Source organism: Bacillus sp. ChL18 (genome assembly GCF_026241425.1).
Taxonomy (GTDB): Bacteria; Bacillota; Bacilli; order Bacillales; family Bacillaceae; genus Bacillus; species Bacillus velezensis.
Genome location: NZ_JAPHWE010000001.1, coordinates 1,551,893 through 1,578,426, shown reverse-complemented (window position 1 = coordinate 1,578,426; position 26,534 = coordinate 1,551,893). Strand labels below are relative to the sequence as shown.

Annotated in this window: 29 protein-coding genes; 24 read left to right on the top strand and 5 right to left on the bottom strand. The window is 46.6% G+C overall.

Features of this window, described 5'->3' with window-relative positions; translation table 11 throughout:
- The first annotated feature begins 24 nt into the window (after positions 1-24).
- The 4 genes from glsA to pyc all read left to right on the top strand — a co-directional run bounded on the left by glsA (position 25) and on the right by pyc (position 6,281).
- On the top strand, positions 25-954 hold the full coding sequence (gene glsA / locus OQ477_RS07795; RefSeq protein ID WP_101669578.1) for a glutaminase A: 930 nt from the start codon (positions 25-27) through the stop codon (positions 952-954).
- Between the two features lie 107 nt (positions 955-1,061).
- Positions 1,062-1,343 (top strand): YlaN family protein, encoded by a 282-nt coding sequence (locus OQ477_RS07790; RefSeq protein ID WP_003154494.1) that lies wholly within the window; start codon positions 1,062-1,064, stop codon positions 1,341-1,343.
- A 204-nt stretch (positions 1,344-1,547) separates the two neighbouring features.
- Entirely contained in the window at positions 1,548-2,759 is a 1,212-nt protein-coding gene (locus tag OQ477_RS07785) for an FtsW/RodA/SpoVE family cell cycle protein (protein WP_015239798.1), read from the top strand.
- A 75-nt stretch (positions 2,760-2,834) separates the two neighbouring features.
- Positions 2,835-6,281: a pyruvate carboxylase gene (gene pyc / locus OQ477_RS07780; RefSeq protein ID WP_265971996.1), complete on the top strand. Its 3,447-nt coding sequence runs from the start codon at positions 2,835-2,837 to the stop codon at positions 6,279-6,281.
- Between the two features lie 96 nt (positions 6,282-6,377).
- Here the strand turns inward: pyc and ctaA are convergent, their stop codons facing one another.
- Positions 6,378-7,304: a heme A synthase CtaA gene (gene ctaA, locus OQ477_RS07775; protein ID WP_007611205.1), complete on the bottom strand. Its 927-nt coding sequence runs from the start codon at positions 7,302-7,304 to the stop codon at positions 6,378-6,380.
- Positions 7,305-7,647: 343 nt separating this feature from the next.
- On the opposite strand from ctaA, the gene cyoE reads away from it, so the two are divergent.
- From cyoE to ctaG, 6 genes are all read left to right on the top strand, one after another.
- Entirely contained in the window at positions 7,648-8,565 is a 918-nt protein-coding gene (cyoE, locus tag OQ477_RS07770) for a heme o synthase (protein ID WP_003154486.1), read from the top strand.
- A 217-nt stretch (positions 8,566-8,782) separates the two neighbouring features.
- Positions 8,783-9,853, top strand: coding sequence for a cytochrome c oxidase subunit II (gene coxB / locus OQ477_RS07765; protein ID WP_003154484.1), 1,071 nt, complete (start codon positions 8,783-8,785; stop codon positions 9,851-9,853).
- 31 nt (positions 9,854-9,884) lie between these two features.
- Positions 9,885-11,753, top strand: coding sequence for a cytochrome c oxidase subunit I (ctaD, locus tag OQ477_RS07760; RefSeq protein ID WP_007611227.1), 1,869 nt, complete (start codon positions 9,885-9,887; stop codon positions 11,751-11,753).
- Positions 11,753-12,376, top strand: a complete 624-nt coding sequence (gene ctaE / locus OQ477_RS07755; RefSeq protein ID WP_003154482.1) for a cytochrome c oxidase subunit III — start codon at positions 11,753-11,755, stop codon at positions 12,374-12,376. The genes ctaD and ctaE overlap by 1 nt, the downstream gene beginning before the upstream one ends.
- A 2-nt stretch (positions 12,377-12,378) precedes the next feature.
- Complete coding sequence (ctaF, locus tag OQ477_RS07750) at positions 12,379-12,711, top strand: cytochrome c oxidase subunit IVB (RefSeq protein WP_007409686.1); 333 nt, start codon at positions 12,379-12,381, stop codon at positions 12,709-12,711.
- A 24-nt stretch (positions 12,712-12,735) separates the two neighbouring features.
- Positions 12,736-13,620: a cytochrome c oxidase assembly factor CtaG gene (gene ctaG / locus OQ477_RS07745; protein ID WP_100261768.1), complete on the top strand. Its 885-nt coding sequence runs from the start codon at positions 12,736-12,738 to the stop codon at positions 13,618-13,620.
- Positions 13,621-13,653: 33 nt separating this feature from the next.
- On the opposite strand, the gene OQ477_RS07740 is transcribed toward ctaG, so the two are convergent.
- Positions 13,654-14,013 (bottom strand): YugN family protein, encoded by a 360-nt coding sequence (locus tag OQ477_RS07740; RefSeq protein WP_007409688.1) that lies wholly within the window; start codon positions 14,011-14,013, stop codon positions 13,654-13,656.
- A 139-nt stretch (positions 14,014-14,152) separates the two neighbouring features.
- Between OQ477_RS07740 and OQ477_RS07735 the strand changes: the two genes are divergently transcribed.
- From OQ477_RS07735 to coaD, 8 genes are all read left to right on the top strand, one after another.
- Positions 14,153-14,596: a CBS domain-containing protein gene (locus tag OQ477_RS07735; protein WP_014417702.1), complete on the top strand. Its 444-nt coding sequence runs from the start codon at positions 14,153-14,155 to the stop codon at positions 14,594-14,596.
- An 84-nt stretch (positions 14,597-14,680) separates the two neighbouring features.
- Positions 14,681-15,721, top strand: a complete 1,041-nt coding sequence (locus OQ477_RS07730; protein WP_014417703.1) for a CAP domain-containing protein — start codon at positions 14,681-14,683, stop codon at positions 15,719-15,721.
- A 163-nt stretch (positions 15,722-15,884) separates the two neighbouring features.
- Positions 15,885-16,295, top strand: a complete 411-nt coding sequence (locus tag OQ477_RS07725) for a YlbD family protein (protein WP_007409691.1) — start codon at positions 15,885-15,887, stop codon at positions 16,293-16,295.
- Between the two features lie 15 nt (positions 16,296-16,310).
- Positions 16,311-16,550, top strand: coding sequence for a YlbE-like family protein (locus tag OQ477_RS07720; RefSeq protein WP_003154475.1), 240 nt, complete (start codon positions 16,311-16,313; stop codon positions 16,548-16,550).
- 70 nt (positions 16,551-16,620) lie between these two features.
- Positions 16,621-17,070 (top strand): YlbF family regulator, encoded by a 450-nt coding sequence (locus tag OQ477_RS07715; RefSeq protein WP_003154472.1) that lies wholly within the window; start codon positions 16,621-16,623, stop codon positions 17,068-17,070.
- 58 nt (positions 17,071-17,128) lie between these two features.
- Complete coding sequence (locus tag OQ477_RS07710; protein ID WP_014417705.1) at positions 17,129-17,401, top strand: YlbG family protein; 273 nt, start codon at positions 17,129-17,131, stop codon at positions 17,399-17,401.
- A gap of 298 nt (positions 17,402-17,699) precedes the next feature.
- Positions 17,700-18,254: a 16S rRNA (guanine(966)-N(2))-methyltransferase RsmD gene (gene rsmD / locus OQ477_RS07705; RefSeq protein WP_007409693.1), complete on the top strand. Its 555-nt coding sequence runs from the start codon at positions 17,700-17,702 to the stop codon at positions 18,252-18,254.
- Positions 18,255-18,258: 4 nt separating this feature from the next.
- The gene (gene coaD / locus OQ477_RS07700; RefSeq protein WP_014417707.1) at positions 18,259-18,741 is read left to right on the top strand and encodes a pantetheine-phosphate adenylyltransferase; all 483 of its coding nucleotides are present in this window, start codon (positions 18,259-18,261) and stop codon (positions 18,739-18,741) included.
- A gap of 18 nt (positions 18,742-18,759) precedes the next feature.
- Here the strand turns inward: coaD and ylbJ are convergent, their stop codons facing one another.
- On the bottom strand, positions 18,760-19,986 hold the full coding sequence (ylbJ, locus tag OQ477_RS07695; RefSeq protein WP_053573413.1) for a sporulation integral membrane protein YlbJ: 1,227 nt from the start codon (positions 19,984-19,986) through the stop codon (positions 18,760-18,762).
- A 179-nt stretch (positions 19,987-20,165) separates the two neighbouring features.
- On the opposite strand from ylbJ, the gene OQ477_RS07690 reads away from it, so the two are divergent.
- Together OQ477_RS07690 and OQ477_RS07685 are read left to right on the top strand one after the other, a co-directional pair.
- Entirely contained in the window at positions 20,166-20,945 is a 780-nt protein-coding gene (locus tag OQ477_RS07690; RefSeq protein ID WP_014304961.1) for a patatin family protein, read from the top strand.
- Between the two features lie 5 nt (positions 20,946-20,950).
- On the top strand, positions 20,951-21,973 hold the full coding sequence (locus OQ477_RS07685) for a SepM family pheromone-processing serine protease (protein ID WP_182072684.1): 1,023 nt from the start codon (positions 20,951-20,953) through the stop codon (positions 21,971-21,973).
- Positions 21,974-21,991: 18 nt separating this feature from the next.
- Here OQ477_RS07685 and OQ477_RS07680 read toward each other — a convergent pair whose 3' ends face one another.
- Complete coding sequence (locus OQ477_RS07680; protein WP_021493721.1) at positions 21,992-23,239, bottom strand: nucleotidyltransferase; 1,248 nt, start codon at positions 23,237-23,239, stop codon at positions 21,992-21,994.
- A gap of 208 nt (positions 23,240-23,447) precedes the next feature.
- Between OQ477_RS07680 and OQ477_RS07675 the strand changes: the two genes are divergently transcribed.
- The 3 genes from OQ477_RS07675 to gerR all read left to right on the top strand — a co-directional run bounded on the left by OQ477_RS07675 (position 23,448) and on the right by gerR (position 24,901).
- A complete protein-coding gene (locus OQ477_RS07675; RefSeq protein WP_014417711.1) occupies positions 23,448-23,966 on the top strand; it encodes a YceD family protein in 519 nt (172 codons plus the stop codon).
- Between the two features lie 21 nt (positions 23,967-23,987).
- Positions 23,988-24,167, top strand: a complete 180-nt coding sequence (gene rpmF / locus OQ477_RS07670; RefSeq protein WP_003154457.1) for a 50S ribosomal protein L32 — start codon at positions 23,988-23,990, stop codon at positions 24,165-24,167.
- A 158-nt stretch (positions 24,168-24,325) separates the two neighbouring features.
- On the top strand, positions 24,326-24,901 hold the full coding sequence (gerR, locus tag OQ477_RS07665; protein WP_003154450.1) for a sporulation-specific transcriptional regulator GerR: 576 nt from the start codon (positions 24,326-24,328) through the stop codon (positions 24,899-24,901).
- Between the two features lie 40 nt (positions 24,902-24,941).
- Here the strand turns inward: gerR and OQ477_RS07660 are convergent, their stop codons facing one another.
- On the bottom strand, positions 24,942-25,424 hold the full coding sequence (locus OQ477_RS07660) for an N-acetyltransferase (RefSeq protein ID WP_007611262.1): 483 nt from the start codon (positions 25,422-25,424) through the stop codon (positions 24,942-24,944).
- A 162-nt stretch (positions 25,425-25,586) separates the two neighbouring features.
- On the opposite strand from OQ477_RS07660, the gene OQ477_RS07655 reads away from it, so the two are divergent.
- Complete coding sequence (locus OQ477_RS07655; RefSeq protein ID WP_265971993.1) at positions 25,587-26,468, top strand: 2-dehydropantoate 2-reductase; 882 nt, start codon at positions 25,587-25,589, stop codon at positions 26,466-26,468.
- Positions 26,469-26,534: the final 66 nt, after the last annotated feature.

Genomic DNA, 26,534 nt, shown 5'->3' with positions numbered 1-26,534 from the left:
GGCAGCGAAGTGAGGATGATCGACATGGTATGCCGGCATTACCAAGAGCTGGACGCATTAGTTCAGGAAGCGAAAAAAAGAACCGAAGAAGGCAAAGTGGCAGACTATATTCCGGCTCTGGCTGAATCTGAACAAGACAGCCTATCGGTCACGATTTATCATGCGGAAAATACATGTCTGACGGCGGGAGACGCCGACCGGACATTTACGCTGCAGAGCATTTCGAAAGTGCTTTCTCTGGCGCTCGTACTGATGGATTACGGAAAGGAAAAGGTGTTCAGCTGCGTGGGTCAGGAGCCGACCGGCGACCCATTTAATTCCATGATTAAGCTTGAAACAATGAATCCGGGCAAGCCTTTAAATCCGATGATTAATGCGGGAGCTCTCATCGTTACGGGTTTAATTAAAGGGCATTCGCCGAAAGACCGCCTGGATTACCTGCTCGGATTCATCAGAAGACTTGCGAATAATCAGGACATTACATATTGCAGCCATGTCGCGGAATCGGAATTCAGTTCATCCATGATTAATCGGGCCATGTGTTATTACATGAAGCAGTATGACATTTTTAAAGGCGATGTTGAAGAGGTCATGGATTTGTATACAAAACAGTGCGCGATTAAGATGAGCAGTCTGGATTTAGCCAAAATCGGCTGTGTATTCGCCCTTGACGGCAAGCATCCGGAAACCGGGGAGCAGGTCATTAAAAAAGATGTGGCGAGAATCTGCAAGACGTTTATGGTGACATGCGGCATGTACAATGCGAGCGGGGAATTCGCAATCAAGGTCGGCATTCCCGCTAAAAGCGGCGTTTCGGGAGGAATCATGGGCATTTCGCCGTACAACTTCGGAATCGGTATATTCGGCCCGGCGCTTGATGAAAAAGGCAACAGCATCGCGGGTGTGAAGCTTTTGGAAATCATGTCTGAGAAATACAGGCTGAGTATTTTTTGAAACATTTTTTATCATAACATCTGCTTAAATCCTCTTGCAATTTCACCTGATACCCTTTATGATAAATAGAAGAATTAGGTACTCGCCTGGGGAACGGAGGGATACTTTTGGCTTCAGAGATTATAGTTGACCATCAGCAGAAAGCATTCGAGCTGTTAAAGTTAGATGCTGAGAAGATTTTGAAGCTGATCCGAGTACAAATGGATAACTTAACGATGCCTCAATGTCCTCTGTATGAAGAGGTCTTGGATACTCAGATGTTCGGACTGTCGAGGGAAATCGATTTTGCTGTCCGCCTGGGATTAGTTGACGAAAACGACGGCAAAGAGCTGCTGGACAGACTTGAAAGAGAACTGTCTGCTTTGCATGACGCGTTTACAGGAAAATAAATGATCAAACTCAAACTATTCAACGGTTTGGGTTTTTTTATAACCGTAAACCGTTTTTTTGCATCTTCTTTTCGTAAGACGGTCTCTTAATCTGCATTTCATCCGAAAAACTATAAAGAAACTGCGTAAATTGTTTATGAATTATAGTAAAATATAATACGCTATAGGTATTAAACGTAAGCTTTAAGCAGGAAAGAGGATGTTATGTTTAAAAGAATGTTAAAATCTTACGATTATTCATTGATATGCGCTATCATTCTGCTGTGCTGTTTCGGATTGGTAATGGTATACAGCTCAAGCATGATTACCGCCGTTATGCGTTACGGCGTGAGCAGCGACTATTTCTTTAAACGGCAGCTGTTCGCCGTCATCGCGGGGTTTGTGCTGTTTATCATCGCGGCCGTTTTTCCGTACAAAGTGTTCGCCCATCAAAAGATTCAGAAATTCATACTGCTTGCGTCAGTGGCTGCGCTTTGCGCGCTGTTTGTTTTCGGACATGTTGCCGGAAACGCGCAAAGCTGGTTTAAAATCGGCGGAATGGCCATTCAGCCGGGAGAATTTGTCAAGCTGACCCTGATACTGTACCTTGCCGCGGTATACGCAAAGAAACAAAGCTACATCGATCAGCTTTTGACGGGGGTTGCTCCGCCGGTGATCGTCACCGTAGTTATTTGTGCGCTTATCGCCATTCAGCCCGACTTCGGAACGGCGATGATTATCGGTCTGATCGCGTTTTGCGTCATTATGTGTTCGGGATTCAGCGGAAGGACCCTGCTCAGGCTGGTTCTCATGGCGGGAATCGTATTGCTCCTTGTCAGCCCGATCATCTATCTGAAATGGGACGATATTTTGACACCCGGTCGTATGAGCCGGTTTGAAAGCCTTGAAAATCCATTTAAATACGCCAGCACATCAGGCCTGCAGATTATAAATTCGTATTATGCGATCGGCTCAGGCGGTTTTTTCGGTCTCGGTCTTGGAGAAGGCATTCAAAAATACGGTTATCTGCCTGAATCGCATACAGACTTTATTATGGCGGTTATTTCAGAGGAGCTCGGCATTTTCGGCGTCCTGTTTGTCATTGTACTGCTGGCTTTTGTCGTGTTAAAAGGTTTTTATATTGCGAGAAAATGTGAAGATCCGTTCGGGAGCCTTTTGGCAATCGGGATATCCAGCATGATTGCGATTCAGACTTTTATCAATCTCGGCGGTGTCAGCGGCTTAATTCCGATTACAGGTGTTCCGCTGCCGTTTATCAGCTACGGGGGCTCATCAATGTTGTTGTTATTAATGAGCGCCGGTATATTGGTGAATGTCAGCATGCATGTCAAGTACTCAGAAAAGAAGAAAAAGAGGGAGCCCGTTCCGTCTAAGGGGGTAAAAAGACGGCAGACGGAAAAATCTGTGTATCTCTAAAAAACAAGTGTATACACAGGACGGATATTCCTTTATTATAAACTACATATTTATTAGGCCAAGGGGGAGAAAAGTTTGTCACAACAATCCATCCAAAAAGTGTTAGTAGCAAACAGGGGAGAAATTGCGATCCGGATTTTCCGGGCGTGCACAGAATTGAACATCAGAACGGTAGCCGTTTATTCAAAAGAAGATTCGGGCTCCTATCATCGCTATAAAGCGGATGAAGCTTATCTTGTGGGAGAAGGCAAAAAACCGATTGACGCGTATCTTGATATTGAAGGGATTATTGAGATCGCAAAAAGAAACGGCGTTGATGCCATTCATCCGGGCTACGGATTTCTCTCTGAAAATATCCAATTTGCGAGACGCTGTGAAGAAGAGGGCATCGTATTTATCGGACCGACGTCAGCGCATTTGGATATGTTCGGAGATAAGGTAAAGGCGAGGGAGCAGGCAGAAAAAGCCGGCATCCCCGTTATTCCGGGGAGTGACGGACCGGCTGAAACATTAAAAGATGTCGAACAATTCGCAAAAGTCCACGGATTTCCGTTTATTATTAAAGCATCGCTCGGAGGCGGAGGCCGCGGAATGAGAATCGTCCAAAGTGAAAGCGAATTGAAAGAATCGTTTGAGCGGGCCAAATCAGAAGCGAAAGCCGCATTCGGAAACGATGAAGTGTATGTTGAAAAACTAATCGAAAATCCTAAGCATATTGAAGTTCAGGTGATCGGAGATAAAGAAGGCAATGTCGTCCATCTGTATGAGCGGGACTGTTCCGTTCAGAGACGCCATCAAAAGGTCATTGAGGTGGCGCCGAGTGTATCATTGCAGCCTGAATTAAGGGACGAAATCTGTGAAGCGGCTGTGGCGCTTGCGAAAAATGTCGGCTATATCAACGCGGGGACCGTGGAATTTCTCGTAGCGGGCGGTGAATTTTACTTTATTGAAGTGAACCCGCGTGTGCAAGTGGAGCATACGATTACGGAAATGATAACGGGGGTTGATATCGTTCAGACGCAAATCCTCGTGGCGCAGGGCCACGGACTGCACAGCCGTGCCGTCAATATCCCTGAGCAGAAAGACATTTTTACAAACGGGTATGCGATACAATCACGTGTGACCACTGAAGATCCGCTGAATGACTTTATGCCTGACACGGGTAAAATTATGGCTTACCGCTCAGGCGGCGGCTTCGGCGTCCGCCTTGATACGGGAAACAGCTTCCAGGGCGCCGTCATCACGCCTTACTATGATTCACTGCTCGTCAAGCTGTCGACATGGGCGCTGACGTTTGAACAGGCATCAGCAAAAATGGTCCGCAACCTGCAGGAATTCAGGATAAGGGGCATTAAGACCAATATTCCATTTCTTGAAAACGTGGCAAAGCATGAAAAATTCCTGACGGGCCAATATGACACATCGTTTATCGACACAACGCCTGAGCTGTTTGTTTTCCCAAAACAGAAGGACCGCGGAACAAAAATGCTTTCCTATATCGGCAATGTCACGGTGAACGGTTTTCCGGGAATCGGGAAAAAAGAAAAACCTGCATTTGATAAGCCTCAGACCGTTACGTTAGGTATCGAAGAAAAGCCGGCAAGCGGTACGAAACAGATCCTTGACGAAAGAGGCGCTAAGGGGCTTGCAGACTGGGTGAAAGAGCAAAAATCCGTGCTCCTGACCGATACAACGTTCAGGGATGCCCATCAGTCTCTGCTTGCAACCCGGATCAGATCCAATGATTTGAAAAAAATCGCGAATCCTACGGCTGCCCTGTGGCCTGAACTGTTCAGCCTTGAAATGTGGGGAGGCGCGACATTTGATGTAGCGTACCGTTTCTTAAAAGAAGACCCTTGGAAACGCCTTGAAGATCTTCGCAAAGAAGTGCCGAACACATTGTTCCAGATGCTGCTTCGTTCATCAAATGCCGTCGGTTATACAAACTATCCGGACAATGTCATCCAAAAATTTGTCCGGCAGTCAGCGGAGTCAGGTATTGACGTATTCCGGATCTTTGACAGCCTGAACTGGGTAAAAGGGATGACGCTGGCCATCGATGCCGTCCGTGAAACCGGAAAAGTGGCGGAGGCCGCGATTTGTTACACGGGAGATATTCTTGATAAGACCCGGACGAAATATGATTTGCAATATTATCTTTCTATGGCGAAAGAGCTTGAGGCGTCTGGTGCGCACATTCTCGGTATTAAAGACATGGCCGGTCTTTTGAAACCTCAAGCCGCATACGAACTTATCTCAGCGCTGAAGGAAACGATTGATATTCCCGTTCATCTTCACACGCATGATACGAGCGGCAATGGCGTCTTTCTCTATGCCAAAGCTGTTGAAGCGGGTGTGGACATCGTGGATGTCGCCGTCAGCTCAATGGCGGGTCTGACTTCACAGCCGAGCGCAAGCGGATTTTATCATGCCCTTGAAGGAAACAGCCGCCGTCCTGAAATGGATGTCCGGCAGGTGGAAAGACTGTCGCAATACTGGGAATCCGTCCGTCAGTATTACAGTGAATTTGAAAGCGGGATGAAGTCTCCGCATACTGAGATTTATAATCATGAAATGCCGGGCGGCCAGTACAGTAATCTGCAGCAGCAGGCAAAAGGAGTCGGCCTCGGTGATCGCTGGAATGAGGTGAAAGACATGTACAGCGTCGTCAACCGCATGTTCGGCGACGTCGTGAAAGTAACACCTTCTTCCAAAGTCGTCGGAGATATGGCGCTTTACATGGTGCAAAACAATTTAACAGAACAAGATGTTTATGATAAAGGCGAAACGCTTGATTTTCCGGATTCAGTCGTTGAGCTTTTTAAAGGGCAGATCGGCCAGCCGCACGGCGGATTTCCGGAAAAACTGCAAAAGCTCGTTCTGAAAGGACAGACGCCGATCACGGTAAGACCGGGTGAGCTGCTTGAACCGGTATCTTTTGAAGGCATTAAAGAAGAATGGAAAGAAACACATCAGATGGAATTGAGTGATCAGGACGCAATTGCGTATGCTCTTTATCCGAAGGTGTTTACTGAATATGTTAAAACGGCAGAACGCTTCGGTGATATTTCCGTATTAGACACACCGACTTTCTTCTATGGCATGACACTCGGTGAAGAAATCGAAGTGGAGATCGAGCGCGGAAAAACGCTGATCGTGAAGCTTGTATCTATCGGTGAACCGCAGCCAGATGCAACACGTGTCGTTTATTTCGAATTGAACGGCCAGCCGCGCGAGGTGGTCATTAAAGATGAAAGCATTAAATCGTCCGTACAGGAAAAATTAAAAGCAGATCGGACAAACCCAAGCCACATTGCGGCATCCATGCCGGGAACCGTCATTAAATTGTTAACGGAAACCGGGGCAAAGGTGAATAAAGGCGATTATCTGATGATTAATGAAGCGATGAAAATGGAGACGACGGTACAGGCGCCGTTCTCCGGGACGATACAGCAGATTCATGTGAAAAACGGTGAACCGATTCAGACAGGCGATTTACTGATCGAAATTGAAAAAGCGTAAAAAATGAACATAAAAAACCTGATCCGCCCCCGTGTGCGATCAGGTTTTTATATGTAAAAAGGCCGAAGCTCTAATGCTTCGGCCTTTTCATGTGCCTCAGATGTTCCGCTGTTTTGATTCATAGCGGAAGCGGGCGATTAATAATAAGAAATAGCATAAGACGCCGAACAGGCCGGCAATAAAGAGCGAATGGGCAAGTGCAAAGCCGGTGGCCATTTCTGAATAAACAACCATGATTCCGGAGAGCGCCTGTAATACAACAAAGGCAAGAGCCGCTATCCAGCCTCCAAGAATCTGTTTTTGGTCTTTGTAGGAGCGCACCGCATGTGCAAAAGCGACAAGAATCCATACGAACAGAAGCAGCGCTGCCGTTCTGTGGCCCATCTGCACCCATTCCTGAAAATGGGACGGAAGCCCGTGATTCAGCCTGCTGCAAAGCGGAACGTCAGGGCAGGCAAGGCTTGATTTCGTATGGCGCACATAAGCTCCCGTATAAACGACGATATACGTGTAAATCGAAAGGCCGATCATATGAAACTGCATTTTCCTGCCGATTCTCAGCGGCTTGACGAGCTTTTTGTCTGATTTATCAGCTTCGAATATGAGCAGCGTCAAAATCAGAACAGAAGCGAAAGAAATCAGCGATATGCCGAAATGAAGCGCCATAACGAGCGCATTTGATCCGAAAACAACCGCTAATGCGCCGAGAAGCGCCTGTAAAAATAAAAAGATAATGGACATAATGGCGAGAAAGGTTGTTTCACGGAAAACAGGCGTGACTTTTCTCCATGCCCAAAAAGCGAGACTCAGCACGAGAACGATTGAGACACCGCTTGCGAGTCTGTGGCTCCATTCAATGATAGAAGCGGCGTTAAGCTCCGGGAAAAACCGGCCGTGGCAAAGCGGCCACTGCCTTCCGCATCCGAGACCCGATCCTGTCTTTGTGACAAGAGCGCCGCCGATCAGCACGACGAGCATAACGAATGTCGTCAGCACGCCGAGCGCTTTCAAAGCTTTATTCATTTTACATTCACCTTCTTAACAAACTGGACAAAATGATATACGTACCAAGTGTAAGCGAATATGTGTTTTGTGGCAATTCTCAATTCTGTTTGTTCACAAAAATATAATAGAATCAGGACTTCTTAGATAATGGGGTTGATTATTCCAGATGGGTCTGATAGAAATAAAGTAACCGCTTTATTATGAAACCGGCGGATTTGGTAAAATTCATAAAAAGTTCACAAATAAATTCCTGTTTCTCGTTTAATATTTAAGAGGATGTTTTTTTACAGGTCATTATCTTGTATGATAGAGTTGCAGGTCTTAAAAAACCTGCTTTAGGTTTGTAAGGGAGGTTTACGTTATGGCTAATTCCAGAATTTTAAACGATACAGCTATAGACGGACAGATTGAAGAGACGACGGCATGGAAGGATTTCCTTTCGCTTATTAAAATAGGAATCGTCAATTCGAATTTAATTACGACTTTTACCGGCATGTGGCTTGCGTTACATATATCCGGTCTGAGTTTTTTAGGCAATTTAAACACCGTGCTTCTTACATTAATAGGATCTTCTTTGATCATCGCCGGTTCTTGTGCGGTTAACAACTATTACGACCGTGATATTGATCATTTAATGGAACGCACGAAAGTAAGACCGACGGTAACCGGAAAGATTCAGCCGAATCAAGCGCTGTGGTCAGGAATTTTACTCATTGCTTTAGGACTTATCATGCTTTTGATGACCACCGTGATGGCAGCAGTCATCGGTTTTATCGGCGTGTTTACGTACGTTGTTCTTTATACAATGTGGACGAAACGCCGTTATACGATTAATACGGTTGTCGGAAGTGTATCAGGCGCCGTGCCGCCGTTAATCGGCTGGACAGCGGTTGAAGGGCACATCGGTGTTGTCGCGTGGGTTTTATTCATGATTTTATTCATCTGGCAGATTCCGCACTTTTTAGCGCTTGCGATTAAAAAGACGGAAGATTACAGAGCAGCGAATATTCCGATGCTTCCGGTAGTGCACGGCTTTGAAGTGACGAAAAGACAGATTATCGTCTGGGTCGCATGCCTGCTGCCGCTGCCGTTTTTCCTCGGCAGTCTCGGTCTTCCGATCGTCATTCTCGGCACTTTGCTGAATGTCGGATGGCTTGTTCTCGGACTGATGGGATTCCGCATGAAAAACATCATGAAGTGGGCAACTCTTATGTTTGTCTATTCGCTTAATTACATGACCATTTATTTTGTAGCGATGGTGGTCTTCACGCTGTTTTAATTGAATAATGAGCTTGTTTGATCGCCAAAACAAACAATGACAACTAGTAAACGCCGCCTTGACCTTTTGTTTAATCAGGCGGCTTTGCTTTTATACATAGATGGAATTTTAAGTAAAAAATCTCATATTTTAAGAAATGAGGAAATGAAGTATTTCGGCTGGAAGCAGTTTTACTGCTTGTGCATCTCGTACTGATTCAAAAAAGGGGTTGGGTGAAATGTTAAAGCGTTGGCGTCTTTTATCATTATTAGCCTTAGTGCCGCTTTTATTGAGCGGCTGTGGAAAACCGTTTCTGTCCACACTCAAGCCTGCCGGCGAAGTGGCTGATAAACAATATGATCTGACGGTGCTCAGCACACTTATCATGGTTGTCGTCGTTGCGGTCGTAGCAGTTATTTTCTTTTACGTCATTGTGAGATTCAGACGGTCGCGTATAGGGGAAGACACGATACCGAAACAGGTGGAGGGGAACCGTTTTTTAGAAATCACTTGGACCGTTATTCCGATCCTGCTTCTGATTATTCTTGTCATTCCGGTTGTCATCGATACATTGGCGCTGGCGGATACGTCGCCGATGGATAAGAAAAACCGTAAAGCAGAGGATGCGCTCGTGATTAATGTAAGGGCGAATTTATACTGGTGGGAATTCGAGTATCCTGATTACGGGTTTGTGACAAGTCAGGAGCTGATCGTTCCCACAGATGAACGCGTTTATTTCAAGCTGAAGTCCTCAGATGTGAAACACTCTTTCTGGATTCCGTCAGCCGGGGGAAAAATCGATACGAATACGGATAATGACAATACTTTCTTTCTGACCTTCGATTCTAAACGAAGCAAAGAAGCGGGAGAATATTTCTTCGGGAAATGCGCAGAGCTGTGCGGACCTTCACATGCGCTGATGGATTTCAAAGTGAAACCGCTGCCGTCAAAAGAATTTAAACAATGGACGAAAGCGATGAAAAATTATAAGCATACAACAGATTCCGGTTTAGCCGCGCAAGGAGAAGAGCTGTTTAAGGAAAAAAACTGCCTGAGCTGTCATGCGGTTGAGCCCAATGATAAACGGGCTGAAGCGGCAAGAACGGCTCCGAACCTCGCTACCTTCGGTGAACGGGTCAAAGTGGCCGGCATTAAGGATGCGAATAAAGAGAATATAAAAGCCTGGCTGAAAAATCCGGACAGCATTAAACCGGGCAATAAAATGACAGGCACTTATCCGAAGCTCTCGGACGCTGAAACGGATGCGCTGTATGAATATTTAAAAGGGCTGAAAGCGGAGAACAAGTGAGGACAGGGAGATATCAGGGGGGAGGTCGTAAATGATGAATACGCTTACAGGACAGCAAAGAAAAAGCTCTTTGCTTTGGGATTATTTGACGACGGTTGACCATAAGAAAATCGCGATTTTATATATGATCGCCGGGGGATTTTTCTTCGTCGTCGGTGGACTTGAGGCCATGCTTATCAGGATTCAGCTCTTGAGGCCGGGGAACGATTTTATGGGTGCGCAGCAATTTAATGAAATTATGACGATGCACGGCACGACAATGATCTTCCTGGCGGCGATGCCGCTGTTATTCGGGCTGATGAACGCGGTTGTGCCGCTGCAGATCGGGGCGCGTGACGTATCATTCCCATTTTTGAATGCGCTCGGATTTTGGCTGTTTTTCTTCGGAGGCATCTTTTTGAATCTGAGCTGGTTTTTAGGAGGCGCTCCTGATGCAGGCTGGACGTCGTACGCGTCGCTTGCGCTTAATTCGAAAGGGCACGGCATAGACTTTTTCGTGCTCGGCCTGCAAATATCAGGCTTAGGTACGCTCATTGCGGGGATCAATTTTCTCGCCACGATTATTAATATGAGGGCGCCGGGTTTGACGTATATGAGACTGCCGCTGTTTACGTGGACGACATTTGTGGCGTCGGCACTCATTTTATTCGCATTTCCTCCGCTCACCGTCGGTTTGGCGCTGATGATGCTGGATCGTTTGTTCGGAACCAATTTCTTTAATCCTGAATTGGGAGGCAATACGATAATCTGGGAGCATCTGTTTTGGATTTTCGGGCATCCGGAAGTATACATTTTAATTCTTCCCGCCTTTGGGATTTTTTCAGAAATCATTCCCGTATTTGCGAGGAAACGTCTGTTCGGTTATTCGTCTATGGTCTTTGCGATCGTGCTGATCGGCTTTCTCGGGTTCATGGTTTGGGTTCACCACATGTTTACGACGGGACTCGGACCGATCGCTAATGCGATATTTGCGGTTGCGACGATGGCGATCGCGGTGCCTACCGGCATTAAAATTTTCAACTGGCTTTTGACCATCTGGGGAGGAAACGTCAAATTCACGACGCCTATGCTGTATGCCGTCGCCTTTATTCCTTCTTTCGTACTCGGAGGAGTCACGGGTGTCATGCTGGCGGCCGCAGCGGCAGATTATCAGTTCCATGATACGTATTTTGTCGTAGCGCATTTCCACTACGTCATTATCGGCGGCGTTGTGTTCGGCATCCTGGCGGGCGTGCATTTCTGGTGGCCGAAAATGTTCGGGAAGGTGCTTCATGAAACGATGGGGAAAATTTCGTTCGTCTTATTTTTTATCGGGTTTCATCTTACCTTCTTCATTCAGCATTTCCTCGGTTTGATGGGAATGCCGCGGCGCGTTTACACATATCTGCCCGGCCAGGGGCTTGATACCGGCAACCTGATCAGTTCAATCGGCGCGTTTTTCATGGCGGGCGCGGCTGCTTTACTCGTCGTCAATATTATTTATACCTCAATAAAGGGGAAATACGTCGGGAACGACCCGTGGCTGGACGGTCGTACGCTTGAATGGGCGGTCTCTTCGCCGCCGCCGGAATATAATTTTAAACAGCTTCCGTTTGTCCGGGGACTTGACCCGCTGTGGATTGAAAAGCAGGCCGGAAATGAAGGGATGGCGCCTGCAGAGCCTGTAGAGGACATTCATATGCCGAACGGCTCCATCATGCCGTTTATCATATCTTTCGGGCTGTTTGTCGCAGCGTTCGGGTTTCTATACCACTCCGATTATTCATGGGGGCTTCCGGTTATCTTCATAGGGCTCGGCATCACATTCTTTACCATGCTGCTTCGCTCTGTGGTCGATGATTACGGCTATCATATTCACAAAGAAGATCTGCCGAATGATGATAAAGGGGTGAAGGCGTAATGCAGCTGCAGGAAAAAATGACGGCTGAAACCTTTCCGGCTTCTCCTGAAAAAGCAACGCTGGAAGGGAAAAATAAGTTTTTGGGATTTTGGCTGTTTCTCGGCGGGGAAACGGTTCTGTTCGCCTCGCTATTTGCAACATTTCTTGCTTTACGGGAATCTAAAGCCGGAGGGCCGTCAACGGCTGAGATGTTTGAGCTGCCGATCGTATTTATCGCGACGATGCTTCTTTTAACGAGCAGCTTAACGAGTGTGTATGCGATGTATCATATGAAAAATTTCTCCTTTAAAAAAATGCAGGTGTGGCTTTTGGTTACCGTTTTATTGGGAGCAGGATTTTTAGGGGTAGAAATCTATGAATTTATGCATTACACTCACGAATTCGGCTTTACCATTACAAGCTCTGCGCTCGGCTCAGCGTTTTACACGCTGGTCGGCACACACGGAGCACACGTGGCGTTCGGGCTGTTGTGGATCAGCGCGCTTATGATCCGGAATGCGAAAAGAGGGCTCAGCCTTTATAATGCGCCGAAATATTATGTGGCCAGCTTATATTGGCATTTTATCGATGTCGTGTGGGTCTTTATCTTTACCGTTGTATATTTGATGGGGATGGTGGGATAACGATGGACGATAACAAAAACAGAGGGACTGTCAGTACGGATCTCGAATATCGGAAAAAGAAAAATGCCGAGGAGATGAAATATCAGGTCATATCCTTCGGTTTGATGATCGGCCTTACGCTTGTCGCGTTTTTGACGGTGGCTGCTGACGGCATTGCCGGATGGTTTACGATGCCGTTTCTGATCCTGCTTGCGGTCATCCAGGTCATCTTTCAGCTGTTTTACTTTATGCATATGAGCCAGAAGGGGCATGAAGCGCCGTCATTATTTCTGTATTCGGGAATATTTGTCGCGTTTATCACCGTGCTTGCATTTGTCACGATTATTTGGTGGTAATCGGGACGGCGGGGAGTGAGAGATTTGATTAATTTGGAAATGTTCGGGTTTCGCGCAATGTGGAGCCCGTATCTGTTTTGTATAACTGCCGTGATAACAGGTATTTACTTTTACTGGTGCAGCCGGCATAAAGGACGTGTGGCCGCTAAGGAGAAGGTGCTGTTTGTGCTTTCCGCGCTATTTTTTTACACGGCTGCGGGAAGTCCGGTTGATTTATTGGGCCATGTGATGTTCAGTGCCCATATGACGCAGATGGCGGTTCTGTTTTTAGTCGTACCGCCGCTGTTGATTTCCGGAATTCCCGGCTGGGCATGGAAAAAACTGATCTTCCGTCCTGTCGTAAAGCCGCTGTTTTCGTTCTTTTCAATGCCGCTTATCGCATTAGTGCTGTTTAACGGTATTTTTTCACTGTATCACATCCCGTTTATATTTGATTTCGTCAAAACGGATTCGCTGTATCACACGCTGATGAACGGACTCATCTTTGTAACGGCGTTTTTTATGTGGTGGCCGCTTGTGCATAAGGTGGACGGTCTGCCCCGTCTCAGCGGTTTAATGAAGCTGGGGTATATTATGGCAGACGGGATTCTGTTAACGCCGGCCTGCGCGCTCATTATGTTCAGCGGGGCGCCCATGTATGCCACGTATACAGATCCGGCGGCTTGGGCCGAAGCAATGAAGCTTTGCGTTCCTTTAGATTTGCTGGAGGAGATTCCTTTATCCGGACCGGAGATGTTTAACACGCTGCCTCCTCTGGAAGATCAGCAGCTTGGGGCAGTGCTGATGAAAATCATTCAAGAGGCGGTCTACGGAACATATTTGGCTGTCATCTTTTTTCAGTGGGTCAGAACGGAACGGGAAAAAGATACGCTGTCAGAGCCGCCGTATATCGAGCATACCGTCTCATAAAAAAAGTACAGCAGAATATGCTGTACTTTTTTATTACATTTGCACTGTTTTTAATGACTCTTCCAATTCAAGCAGTAAAGCTTTGCTTTCAGCGACAACATGTTCCGGAAATTCTTCAGCACTGCCGTATTCTACGCCGTGCGGATAATAATGCTTTCCTAAAAGAGGGGCCTTCAGCTGAATCACGGCCCGGCTGCCGCCGACATCGCCCTCTTTTGCCGTTCCTTGAATCCGCAGATAAAATGTCCCCTCAGGTACTGAAAACTTTTTGTCGTAAGTCACTCTTTCATAATCCCATTGTCCAGCCAGAATGAGCCCTTTACCTTCCATCAGATCATTCAAGCGGCTGAGCTCCGCTGTTACCCCTTCAAGACCGCTGTTTTCAAACTTCAAACCTTCCCCCTCCTTTTAAAAATGCCCTTTCCTGACAATCATAGTATGAAAGCGTTACACTTTCAATGATTCATACGGTGAAAGTATGCAAAAAGAAAAATTTGACGACAATAGTAGCAGAAAAAGGAGGAATTCCGCAATGACAAAGATCAATAAGCTCATGACGTCAGACTTGCAATATTGTACAGTATTAGATAATGTATATGAAGCTGCGGTGAAGATGAAAGACGCGGATGTCGGCGCCATTCCGATAGTGGATGAAGACGGCGCGACCCTTGTCGGGATCGTGACAGACAGAGATCTCGTATTACGGGGAATTGCTTCAAAAAAGCCGAACTCTCAAAAAATAACCGACGCAATGACAGAGCGGGTTATCAGTGCAGAAGAAGACGCCTCTGTGGAGGAGGTGCTCCATTTGATGGCTGAACATCAGCTCAGAAGAATTCCCGTCACAAAGGATAAAAAACTGGTCGGCATTGTTACGCTCGGCGATCTTTCGTTGGCCGAGCAATCAAATGAGCAAGCAGGCCGGGCGCTGTCTGACATTTCTGAAGACGGCGGTCCGGAGGGGTTTATCCATTAAACATAAATCACGGACGATGCAAATAGGCTGTACTGTATAAGAGTAAACAAAAACAGAACGGTTTGAACATATGGGGGTGAGAGGTTGAAAAATATCGCAAGGGCTCTCGTTATCCTTTTGCTTATTTACGGAGCGTATGTTCTGTTTATACAATATGGATCGGCTCCTCAGAAAAAGACGGATCAGGAGGAGCCTCAGGTTTCCAATGAAGAAGAGAGCGGAAAACGGCTGAAAATGCCGTCATCCGGACTGCTTTCTCTCATGGGGAAATCTGCCGCCGATGTGAAAAAGAAACTTGGGGAACCGTCCCGGAAAGATCCTTCTGCCTACGATTACGAGTGGTGGGTGTACAACCAGGGGAAAGACCAATACGTACAAGTCGGTATTTTGAATGATAAAGCCGTGACTTTGTACGCTTCGGGAAGCGGCATCAACGCAAAACCGTTTAAGATCGGCGAATCGACGGGCGAAGTTTTTAAAACGACGCAGGTTTCTCCTTTTGTCAATGTGACTGACAAGGGAAACACGTATCGGTTCGAGTTTTCTGAAGAAGATATCAATACCCGTCCCACCGTCAAGATAGGCGGAATGTATGTTCAGCTGTACATGGACAAATTTGACGGGAATCTGTCAAGCATCAGGGCATTTGATGCGGAAACACTTGTGAAACAAAGGCCGTATGAAGTCATGTACAGAGGAAAGCTGACAGAACCCGAGCCAGTTTCTGATGAAAAATGGAACGACATTGAACGAGCGAGTGAGCAGCAGATTCTCGACATTACAAATGTCATCCGCGTGAAACACGGACTGGCAAGGCTGAAATGGGACGAAGGCGCCGCAAAAGTGGCATTCGGCCACAGCAAGGACATGAAGGATAACAAGTATTTCTCTCACGTCTCAAAGAAATACGGGACTCTGAAGGACCGCTTAGAAAAAGGCGATGTGAAATACCGGGAGGCCGGTGAAAATATTGCCTACAACTATGTGGACGGTCCTGCCGCCGTGGAGGGCTGGCTGAACAGCGAAGGCCACAGAAAGGCGCTGTTAAGCCCGGATTATACGCACCTCGGTGTCGGCGTGGACCGGAAGTATTATACGCAAAACTTCATTAAGCCTTGGCAGTAAAAACCGCAGAGGGGCGCGTCCCCCGCGGTTTTTTTATGTTTTTTCGCGAGCGGCGCTCCTGCTGAAAAAAATATACCTGCTTTTTTTCGCAATTTAGGCGAACATTAAGGCGAATGAACCGATACATTATAGCAGGCAAAACTTTTCGGAGGGGGTGAGAATTGTGGCGAATCAGCAATCACGGCAATCAATCGATGATTTTAAACAATTCGTAAAAAAGCATCCCAAACTGATCCAAAATGTTCGCAAGGAACAAAGGAGCTGGCAGGAAGTCTATGAAAATTGGGTTCTTCTGGGCGAGGATGATCCGATATGGGATCCTTTTAAAGACGAGGCCGTTCAGCCTTCTTCCGACGCGGAAACCAAACAGGAACCAGCTGAAAAAAACGATTTCGTTTCAAAAATGGTCACTGCCGTCAAAAAGATGGATATCAACCAAATGAATGAGCAGATCAATAAAATGAGCCAGTCCATTTCATCATTGCAAAGCCTTTTAAGCCAATTTTCGGGGAGCAGCACGAAGCAGCCCCGGCAAGGCTCCGGACAACATCCTTTTTCGTTCAGAAAGGATTAAAGAAGGGGATCGTGTATGCGAAAAGAGGTTCAGGAATTCATATCCGCAGATGAGGAACGGAAACGGTTTATACGGCAGCGTCCCGTCTGGTACCGCAGACTTGCGAGAAAACCGGACGATCTCAATTCCTTTCAGCTTGACATGATGAATTTTTATGAAAAGACGATACCGCATCGGGTAAGCCAATTCTCAAACGGGATTCAAATGGCGCAGATGATGATGCAGATGGTTCACGCCATGCGTTCACAGGATTAAAAAGCGTTTAAACGCCGCATTTTCCAATTGGGTGGTTTCATGGTAAACTAGCAACTGGAGGTGCGTATTTATGTATGCAACAATTGAGTCCGTCAAGCTTCAAAGTGAAGCGGAGCAGCTTGCCGGCATGATTCTGCAGTCTGAGACGGCTGAAAATTACCGCGATTGTTACAAGCGTCTCCGTGAAGATGAAGAGGCAGGGCGGATCATTCGTTCTTTTATGAGCGTTAAAGAGCAGTATGAGGATGTGCAGCGCTTTGGCAAATACCATCCTGATTATAGAGAGATTTCCCGCAAAATGAGAGAAATGAAGCGGGAACTGGATTTAAACGATAAGGTGGCCGAATTTAAAAAAGCGGAGACTGAGCTTCAGTCGCTGCTTGACGAGATCAGCATTGAACTCGGAACGGCCGTCTCGGAGCATGTAAAAGTTCCGACGGGGAATCCTTATTTTGACGGCCTGTCATCCTGCGGCGGCGGGTGCGGTTCCGGCGGCGGCTGCGGATGCAAAGTTTCCTGACGAGACGGCCGTCTCGTCTTTTACATAAAATGAACAGAAAGTCAGGCGGGTGATCATGATGGAAAATAAGCGCCAAGGCATAATCGTATATCTGCATTCTTTAAAACACAGCAAAATGCTGAGAAAATTCGGCAACGTTCATTATGTTTCCAAGCGGCTGAAATACGTTGTGCTGTATTGCGATATGGATCTAATCGAAAAAACAATGGAAAAGATTTCTTCTTATTCTTATGTGAAGAAGGTAGAGCCTTCTTATAAACCTTTTTTAAAGCTGGAATTTGAATCAAAGCTTGATAAAGCGAAAGAGTACGATTATAAAATCGGCATATAAAAAAATCCCCGCAGATACCTGCGGGGTCCTTCTATTCCTTAACAAGTTAAGGAGAAGGAAAAGGGAGAGGAGAAACCGGAGGAAGAACTTATGGGGAAACGTAAGTCTTCTCCGCGGTTGGCAACAACATCATTCATTGATGCTGTTACACTTAGTCTTGACAGGAATGTGAATATGTATACACGGTTTCACGTTCATTGTTTGAAAGAATGCTTTATGATAAGATAGGGATTGTTTTTATACATAACGGCTCAGCCGATGAGAAACATCAAAGTTTTCAGAAAAAGTGGTGTGAATAATGAGAGTAATTTCCGGTTCAAGAAAAGGACGAGCCTTAAAGGCTGTGCCGGGCACATCAACAAGGCCGACGACGGATAAAGTAAAAGAGTCTATTTTTAATATGATCGGCCCGTATTTTGACGGAGGAACGGGGCTGGATTTATTTGCGGGGAGCGGCGGTCTCGGGATTGAAGCGCTGTCGCGCGGATTTGACCGCTGTATCTTTGTGGATCGTGATTTCAAAGCCATCCAAACGGTAAAAGCGAATATCAAAGCGCTTGATCTGCTGTCTTCAGCGGAAGTATACCGCAATGATGCAGAGCGGGCTCTCTATGCCGCGGCGAAACGGGAAAAAGGTTTTGACGGAATTTTCTTAGATCCTCCGTATAAGGAGCAAAAGCTGAAAGCGCTTATCGAAATGATTGATGAGCAGAACATGCTGAATGAAGACGGTTTTGTCGTAGCCGAGCATGATAAAGCCGTTGCGCTTCCTGAAGCCGTCGGCGCGCTTTCCGTAACAAGAAGGGAAATTTACGGGCTTACAGGAGTGACGATATACCGAAATAGGGGGTAGTGATGTGGCAAGTATAGCTGTATGTCCCGGAAGTTTTGATCCCGTTACCTACGGACATCTGGACATTATCAGACGGGGGGCAAACGTGTTTGAGCAGGTGTACGTATGCGTGCTCAATAATTCTTCTAAGCAGCCGCTGTTTACAGTTGAGGAACGATGTGAGCTGTTAAGAGAAGTGACAAAAGACATACCGAATGTTACGGTCGAGACGTCACAGGGACTGTTAATCGACTATGCGAAAAAAAAGCGGGCGAAGGCGATTATCAGGGGGCTCAGAGCCGTTTCTGACTTCGAATATGAGATGCAGGGGACTTCCGTCAACCGCGTGCTCGACGAATCAATAGAAACTTTTTTTATGATGACGAACAATCAGTACTCTTTTTTAAGTTCAAGCATCGTAAAAGAAGTCGCAAAATATAACGGGCCTGTTTCAGAGTTTGTTCCTCCGGAAGTTGAACAGGCGCTGAAGCAGAAATTTAAAGGATGAGAAGCGCTGATTGGCGTCTCATCCTTTTTTTGTCCGTGCTGACAGCCTGTAACAATAAATCAATGCGTATACGGCGAGAGCTGTCAGCGTGATGGCGGGTCCGGTTTCAACAAGTGTATTCCATCCGCTGACGACAGCAGATACCGCTTCCTGATCGCGGAAAGGGAGGAATACGGACTGGTAAGGTTCGTCCAATGCAAGGTAAAGCGGCTTCCACAGTAAGAGAATAAAGAGTGCGGCATAAATGCCCTGAAGGATACGCGCCGCGAAAAACGGTTTAAAGCGGATATCTGTTTCCGATAAAATGCCGGCTACCTGGGCCTGTACGGAAAGGCCGCTGAACCCGAGAATAAAACTCACAATCATGGCTTTCGGCAGCAAGTCGGCATCAGCTTCACTGACCAGTTTGCTCCCAAGTGTAATTTCAAACATCCCGCTGATAAGAGGGATGTCCAGATTTGCCGGAAGATGAAAAAGCGAAAGCAGCGCGTTTGTAAATACAGAAAGCACATCCATGACTTGTACGATTGATAATAACCGGCTGAAAACCGAAAACAATATAATAAAACCGCCCACCATCAGCAAGGTTTGTACAGAAGAGGTGACGGCGTCGCCCAAAATTTTTCCGAGCGGCCGCTTTTCCGAAAGCCGCGCCTTGTGGAGGGCCAGAAATGCTTCCTTCAGAGAAGGGAGAGCGATCGTCTTTTTACCGGTATACGCCGCTTCTTCTTTCCGTCCGTATGAACGCATCGTCAGGCCGACGGCGATGTTTCCGAGATAGTGAGCCGATGCCAGCAGAATGCCGAGAGACGCGTTATGAAAAAAGCCGACTGCCACAGCAGCGAATATAAATAACGGATTGGATGAATTGGTAAAAGAGACGAGGCGTTCAGCCTCTACTCTGGAGATTTGTTTATCCTGGCGCAGCCGTGCAGTCAGCTTCGCGCCGGCCGGATTGCCTGAAGCCATGCCCATAGCCAGTACAAATCCGCCGACCCCCGGCACTCTGAAAATGGGACGCATAAAGGGTTCGAGTAAAAGGCCGACAAACTTGACAATGCCGAATCCGATTAAAAGCTCAGATAGAATAAAAAACGGAAGCAATGAAGGAAAAACGACCTCCCACCACATGGAAAGACCGGTTTTGGAGGCTTCGAATGAGGCCTGAGGGTGTGAAATAACCGTCGCCGTCAAAAAAATGAAAAACAATGAAATCAAAAATGTATGAAACTTAGACAAATTCATTCTTACCTCCCCGATGCTAAAATTGCACACTGACATTTATATCATGATAAAATATAGAACAGACCTTAAAGGCGGCCGGGCAAGTACCTATTTGTCATCCTGTACTAATATACGAGCATAGGGGTTCAATTTAGACCATAGAATTCATGTATAGGATGTCTATTAGGGGGTTCGTCGCGTTGGCCAAACCTACAATCGGGTTAGCGTTAGGTTCGGGAGGGGCAAGAGGCATCGCTCATCTCGGAGTGTTATCCAGTTTACATAAGCATCAGATTCCAATTGATATGATTGCCGGCAGCAGCATGGGAGCATTAGTCGGGAGCTTTTATGCGGCCGGGCATGACGTGGCCACGATGAAAAAAGTCGCCAAAGCATTTAAGCGGCGGCTGTACGCGGATTATACGATGCCGAGGCTTGGTTTTTTAAAAGGAGACCGCATCAGGCAGCTCGTTCATGCCTATACGTACGGCAAGCCGATAGAAGAACTGCGGATCCCGCTCGGCATTGTGGCCTGCGACCTTCAGACCGGCGAAAAGCTTGTTTTTACGAAAGGTTCAGTATCCGAAGCCGTCCGAGCGAGCATCAGCATACCGGGCGTTTTCGTCCCGCAAAAAATGAACGGACGTATGTTAGTCGACGGCGCGGTGGTCGACAGAATACCGGTTTCCGCCGTAAAAGATATGGGTGCTGATATCGTCATCGCCTCTGACGTATCCCGGGTGAAAAAAACGGAAAAGGCGGCACATATTTTTGATGTAATCATGCAAAGTATGGATATACTGCAAAATGAATTGGTCCGTCACCAGACCATTGCCGCAGACGTCATGATCCGCCCTTCTCTTGAATCATTCAGCTCAAGTTCTTTTGCCAACATTGATCATATGATCACAGCGGGCGAAGAAGCCGCAGACCGGATGATCGGCCGGATTAAACAAGAAATAGAGAACTGGGAGGGCTAGCTCATATGAAAGCAAAACATTTTCGCTGGGTGTTTATCATCCTGATCTTATTAATCGCTGTTACATTTATTAAGCTTCCGTATTACATCACACAGCCGGGAGAAGCATCAGAGCTGAGACCGCTGATTAAGGTGGACGGAGGCTATCCTGAAAAAGGAAGCCTTTCCTTGATGACTGTCAAAGTAGGCCCCGCCAATCCGTATACATATCTTTGGGCGAAAGTGCATCCTTACGATGAAATCGTCCCTGACGAAAGCATAAAAGAAGAGGGCGAATCGGACTCGGATTATATGAAGCGCCAGCTGCAAATGATGAAAAGCTCCCAAGAAAACGCGGTCATTGCCGCTTATCAAAAAGCCGGGAAACAGGTGAAATACTCATTTAACGGCATTTATGCCAGCTCAGTCGTCTCTGACATGCCGGCAAAAGGAAAAATAGAGGTCGGTGATAAAATCATCAGCGCGGACGGGAAAACATACGAATCCGCTGAAAAGCTGATTGATTATATCAGCAGCAAAAAAGCGGGGGAAAAAGTAACGTTTCACATTGAACGGGACACGAAAGAAAAGACCGTTGACATTGTGCTGAAATCCTTCCCGGACGACCCGAAAAGAGCGGGAATCGGCGTCGCATTATATACGGACCGGAACGTGAAAGTGAAGCCGGATCTCCATTTCAGCATTGAAAACATCGGCGGGCCTTCTGCGGGTCTCATGATGTCTTTAGAAATTTACAACCAGCTGACAAAACCTGACGAAACAAAAGGCTATAATATAGCCGGAACGGGGACAATCGACGTGGACGGCAAAGTCGGACCGATCGGCGGAATCGATCAGAAAGTCGTCGCCGCAGACAAAGCGGGAAAAGATATTTTCTTTGCGCCGAATCAAAACGGAGCTGAAAATTCTGATTACAAAAATGCGGTAAAAACGGCGAAAGCAATCAAGTCCGATATGAAGATCGTCCCTGTCGACACCATGCAGGACGCACTTGACTATTTGGATCAGATGAAAGTAAAAAGCACCTGATACAGTCAGGTGCTTTTTTTACGCATTCAAAAAACGCTTTTCGTCTTCATCATAGCGGATCGGGGCTTGTGAAAATTCCTGCTTCTCAAACAATGTGCGTTCAGGTTCTTTTATCGGCAGGCTGTAAACCCGTCCCGCCAGTATGTCCAGATCCAGAGCGGGATGAGAGAAAGAAGAGAGCTTGCTGACGAGAGGTGCGGTAAGCTCTTTTTTCTTTGCCGACAGGTACGCCTGTCCTTTTTTCGTCATTCCGAGAAGACGGATATAAGGAGCGCTTGAAGGCTGCAAGAGCCGATGCATGTCTTCTTTTTTCGTCCGTGTCAGAATGTGCGTGTTCATCCGCTGCAGCCTCGTCCACGTGTATCGTTTTGTTTTCAATCGTTCCATCATTTCGCGATAGGATCGGGCTTGTCTGATGGTGCGCAGAATTCTGTGCTCAAGGCCTTCTTCCACTTCATAGATTCGGCTCAATTCTTCAGCGGAAAGAGTGCTGAGGCTGTATTTTACATATGAAAAATAGTCTTCCGTGCTGTGCCATATTCCGTATGAATTTCTGTATGCCTCCAGCTGACGCGCAGATGCTTCCGGGAGAAAGCTCTTTGCGGCCGCCGTTCCTTTTTCTATCAGCGCTCTCCGGATGCTTGTTGCGCTGGCTATCCGGCTGTTATCTCCGGGCAGCTCGGCGTCATGATATTGGGAAGCGATTCTGGCTGTTGTATAAGGCTTCATAGCGGAACCGGAGGTGTGTATCGCTCTAACGTAGTGAAAACCGAGAATATTGTTCGGCTTGGACAAATCGAGCATGTCCCGCCCTTTGAATATGTGTGAAAAAGCTTTTGAGGCGGCGGCCGGATAGCTGAGACCCTTTTTCAGCTCCTCTTTCAGAATCAGGCTGCAGTCATCTTCCTTTCGGCTGAACGCTTCAGACGCTTCAATAAAGGGTTCGATCCGCCCGTTTTCGCTGCCGAAAAACAAGCTGCTGCATCCTAAATGATGAAGAAGCGAAACGCTGCCGCGCGCGAATAATTCCGCTTTTTGTACGGCATATATATAAGGGAGCTCAATGACGATATCCACGCCGTTTTCCAGCGCCATTTTTGTCCGGGCCCACTTTGAGACGGCGGCCGGTTCCCCGCGCTGCAAAAAAGGGCCGCTCATCACCGCCGCCGCGACGCTGCTGTCCGTTTTGATTTTTGCTTGTTCCGCATGATAGCGGTGTCCGTTATGAAAGGGATTATATTCAACAACCAGGCCGACTGCTTTCATATTTGTCCCGCCTTTCTTGCTATGTTTTGCTTCGTGTGGTACATTTGCAAATGAAGTGCATATTTTAGTCCGTTTCGTTTAGTGTATGCATAGCCTATCCGGCTGTCAACGATTGCATGACGGCGGCATTATGCTGTAAAGAAAAAATATTGACAAAAACATTCTGAAAAGCTATAATCATGTTTGTTGCTTTCCTGAGGTGATACAAATGAAATGGACGATTTATCAGCTTCATCAAATGGCGAAAAAGAGCTTTGAATTTGATGAAACAGTTGAGTTAAATGAGCTGACAAAATTGAATTCTGACATCCGCCGCATTTCTCCCGTCCGGGTGAAGGGCCGCGCGGAGATTGAATCCAAGCAAGTTTCGTTTGACTTTACGATTTCAGGCGAAATGGTTTTGCCGTGCTCAAGAACTTTAGTTGATGTGCCGTATCCATTTACAATCGCGACAAAAGAACTGTTTAGATTTCATAAGTCGGATGATATAGAAGATGAGGACGTTCATATTGCTGAAGACGATACCGTCGACTTAACTCCGATCGTAAAAGAAGAGATTCTTTTAGAAATTCCTATGCAAGTCTTTTGTGAAACTGAACAAAAAGAAGGAGCCGCTCCCCAAGTGGGGAAGGATTGGCAAGTGATTTCTGAGGAAGACAAGAAAAATCAAATCGACCCCAGACTTGCAGATCTGAAAAAGCTCTTAACACAAGATGATGAATCTTAACTCTTTAAGGAGGTGGGAATAATGGCTGTACCTTTTAGAAGAACTTCTAAAATGAAAAAAAGATTGCGCCGTACACATTTCAAACTAAATGTACCTGGTATGACAGAATGCCCGTCATGCGGAGAGATGAAATTGTCTCACCGTGTATGTAAAGCATGCGGATCATACAACGGCAAAGACATAAATGTTAAAAGCAATTAATGTATGAAGAAAAGCGCGGGAATCTCGGTTCCTGCGCTTTTCTTTTTTTTTGCCCCTCCGGCCTGCTTCCGCCGAAAAAATTGTGAGCGCCAGTAGTCTATCTAATCTATCAGCGGCATATGTATGAGGTAAATGAGCAAATATGGAGGGAGATACGATTGACGATAACGAGACAAGACGCGTGGACGCAAGATGAAGATTTGCTGCTGGCCGAAGTGGTGCTCAGGCATATTCGGGAAGGCGGGACCCAGCTTTCCGCTTTTGAAGAAGTCGGCAGAGCGCTGACGAGAACGGCTGCCGCCTGCGGGTTCAGATGGAATTCTTATGTCAGAAAACAATATCAGTCAGGGATAGAACTTGCGAAAAAACAGCGGAAGGAATTAAGAAAGCAGATCGGGGTGCATTCCGCCAATCTGCCGGGAACCGTCAAACAGCCTCCGATCCGCAGGGCGGAAGGAGAAAAAGAGCTGTCCATTGATGATGTCATTTTGTTTCTGCAGCAATTTAAAGAGTCGCCGGCCGCAGCGGATGTGCGTCATGAAAAAGAAAAACTCACAGAACAGCTGACCGCGCTGCAAAAAGAAGTCGAGGATCTGCGTGAGGAAAATGAAAGCTTGAGAAACAAGCTGGAGATGACGGAAGAAGATTATAAAGCGTTAATTGACATTATGGACAGAGCGAGAAGGATGGTAAATTCAAAAGAAGACGACAGAAAATCGGCGCAGAGCCTGTAAAATGAACCGGCCTGGGGGCGGCGGCCCGGCCGGTTTTTTATTATGCCGTTTCTCCGGATGTCATTTCACCGTCCATATCGGGATGCCAGATATAAGGATTTTCTCCTTTATCACGCGCCATATCATATTTAACGGGCTCAAAATTCATCTTATCCCAGAAATCTGCTGATTTCATGCGTGAATTTGTCCTGATCGGCATTCTGAAGGATTTTGCAAAATCAACAAGCGCTTTTCCGTATCCGTTGTTTTGATAGCCCGGAAGAACCTCAAGCTTCCAAAGTTCCAAAAAGTCCTGACGCTGATCAAAATACGGATTCGCACCTCCGTTTACCTGATATAAACTCATTCTCGCCACTAGTTTATCCCCGAAGTAAATCCCGTAAAAAGGCGAGGTGCTGTCATTTTCAATGATATTATCCTGAAGATCTTCAAGCATCGACAGCTCCTGCATCCCGTATTCCTTAAACCTTTTAAATTCTTCGAGTGTCTTAAAGTTGATGAGCAGTCGCTCTATTTTCAACACAAACTCCCCCTTTGTTGTGTTCTACCATTATTGTAAACGCTTTAATTGAAAATTCCAACTATAATATGCTTGCCAGTCTTTTTGCTCAAAACGAAATTGAAGTAATTTGCGGCGGCTTCTGCTATGATAATATGGAAAAATGCAGATATAGGGTGTGACAGTGTGAAAATCGGAATTATCGGCGGCGGAGCGGTAGGCCTTTTATGTGCTTACTACTTATCGTCCCGCCATCAGGTAACGGTCATTACGCGGCGGACGGAGCAGGCTGATGCGATTAACTCAGGCGGTATACGGCTTGTGAAAGACGGAATAGAATGTAGGGCGGCATGCAGAGCGCAAACGGGCATCACTTCCGGATTCGACCTCTTAATCGCAGCCGTTAAACAGCACCAGCTCAGTGCTGTGCTGCGGGATCTTGAGACGATAAAAGGGACGAATGTGCTGTTTTTGCAAAACGGCATGGGACACATACACGACATGAAAGATTGGCAAACAGATCATTCGCTTTATGCCGGCACTGTTGAGCACGGAGCAAAAAAGATATCAGATCATGCCGTTGAACATACGGGAGCGGGAGCCGTAAGATGGAGTGTATTCAGCGCATCCCGGCCGGAAACGCTCAAAAGCATCTTTTCCGGCATGCACCGGGATTTTCCCGTATATGATGAAAACGACTGGTATCGGCTGTTAACGGGAAAACTGATCATAAATGTATGCATCAACCCGTTAACTGCATTGCTGCGGGTGAAAAACGGAGAGCTGTTAAGAAATAACGCTTACAAAAAGTATATGAGAAACGTATTTGAAGAAGCGGAGACAATTCTTGGCCTCGCCGATAGAGAAAAAGCGTGGAACAAGGTTTGCGAAGTTTGCAGACTGACGGAAAAAAATCATTCTTCCATGCTCGTCGATATCATGGCAGGCAGGCGGACAGAGGCCGATGCGATTATCGGCTACCTTGTAAAAGAAGCGGAAAGCCGCGGATTGCCGGACGTTCATCTCACGTTTTTACACCGCAGCATAAAAGCGTTAGAAAGAAACTGAAACAAAGTCTTTTGAGGTTTTCCGGTAACATGCTATACTCATTTCGGAAACCTAACTATTTATTGG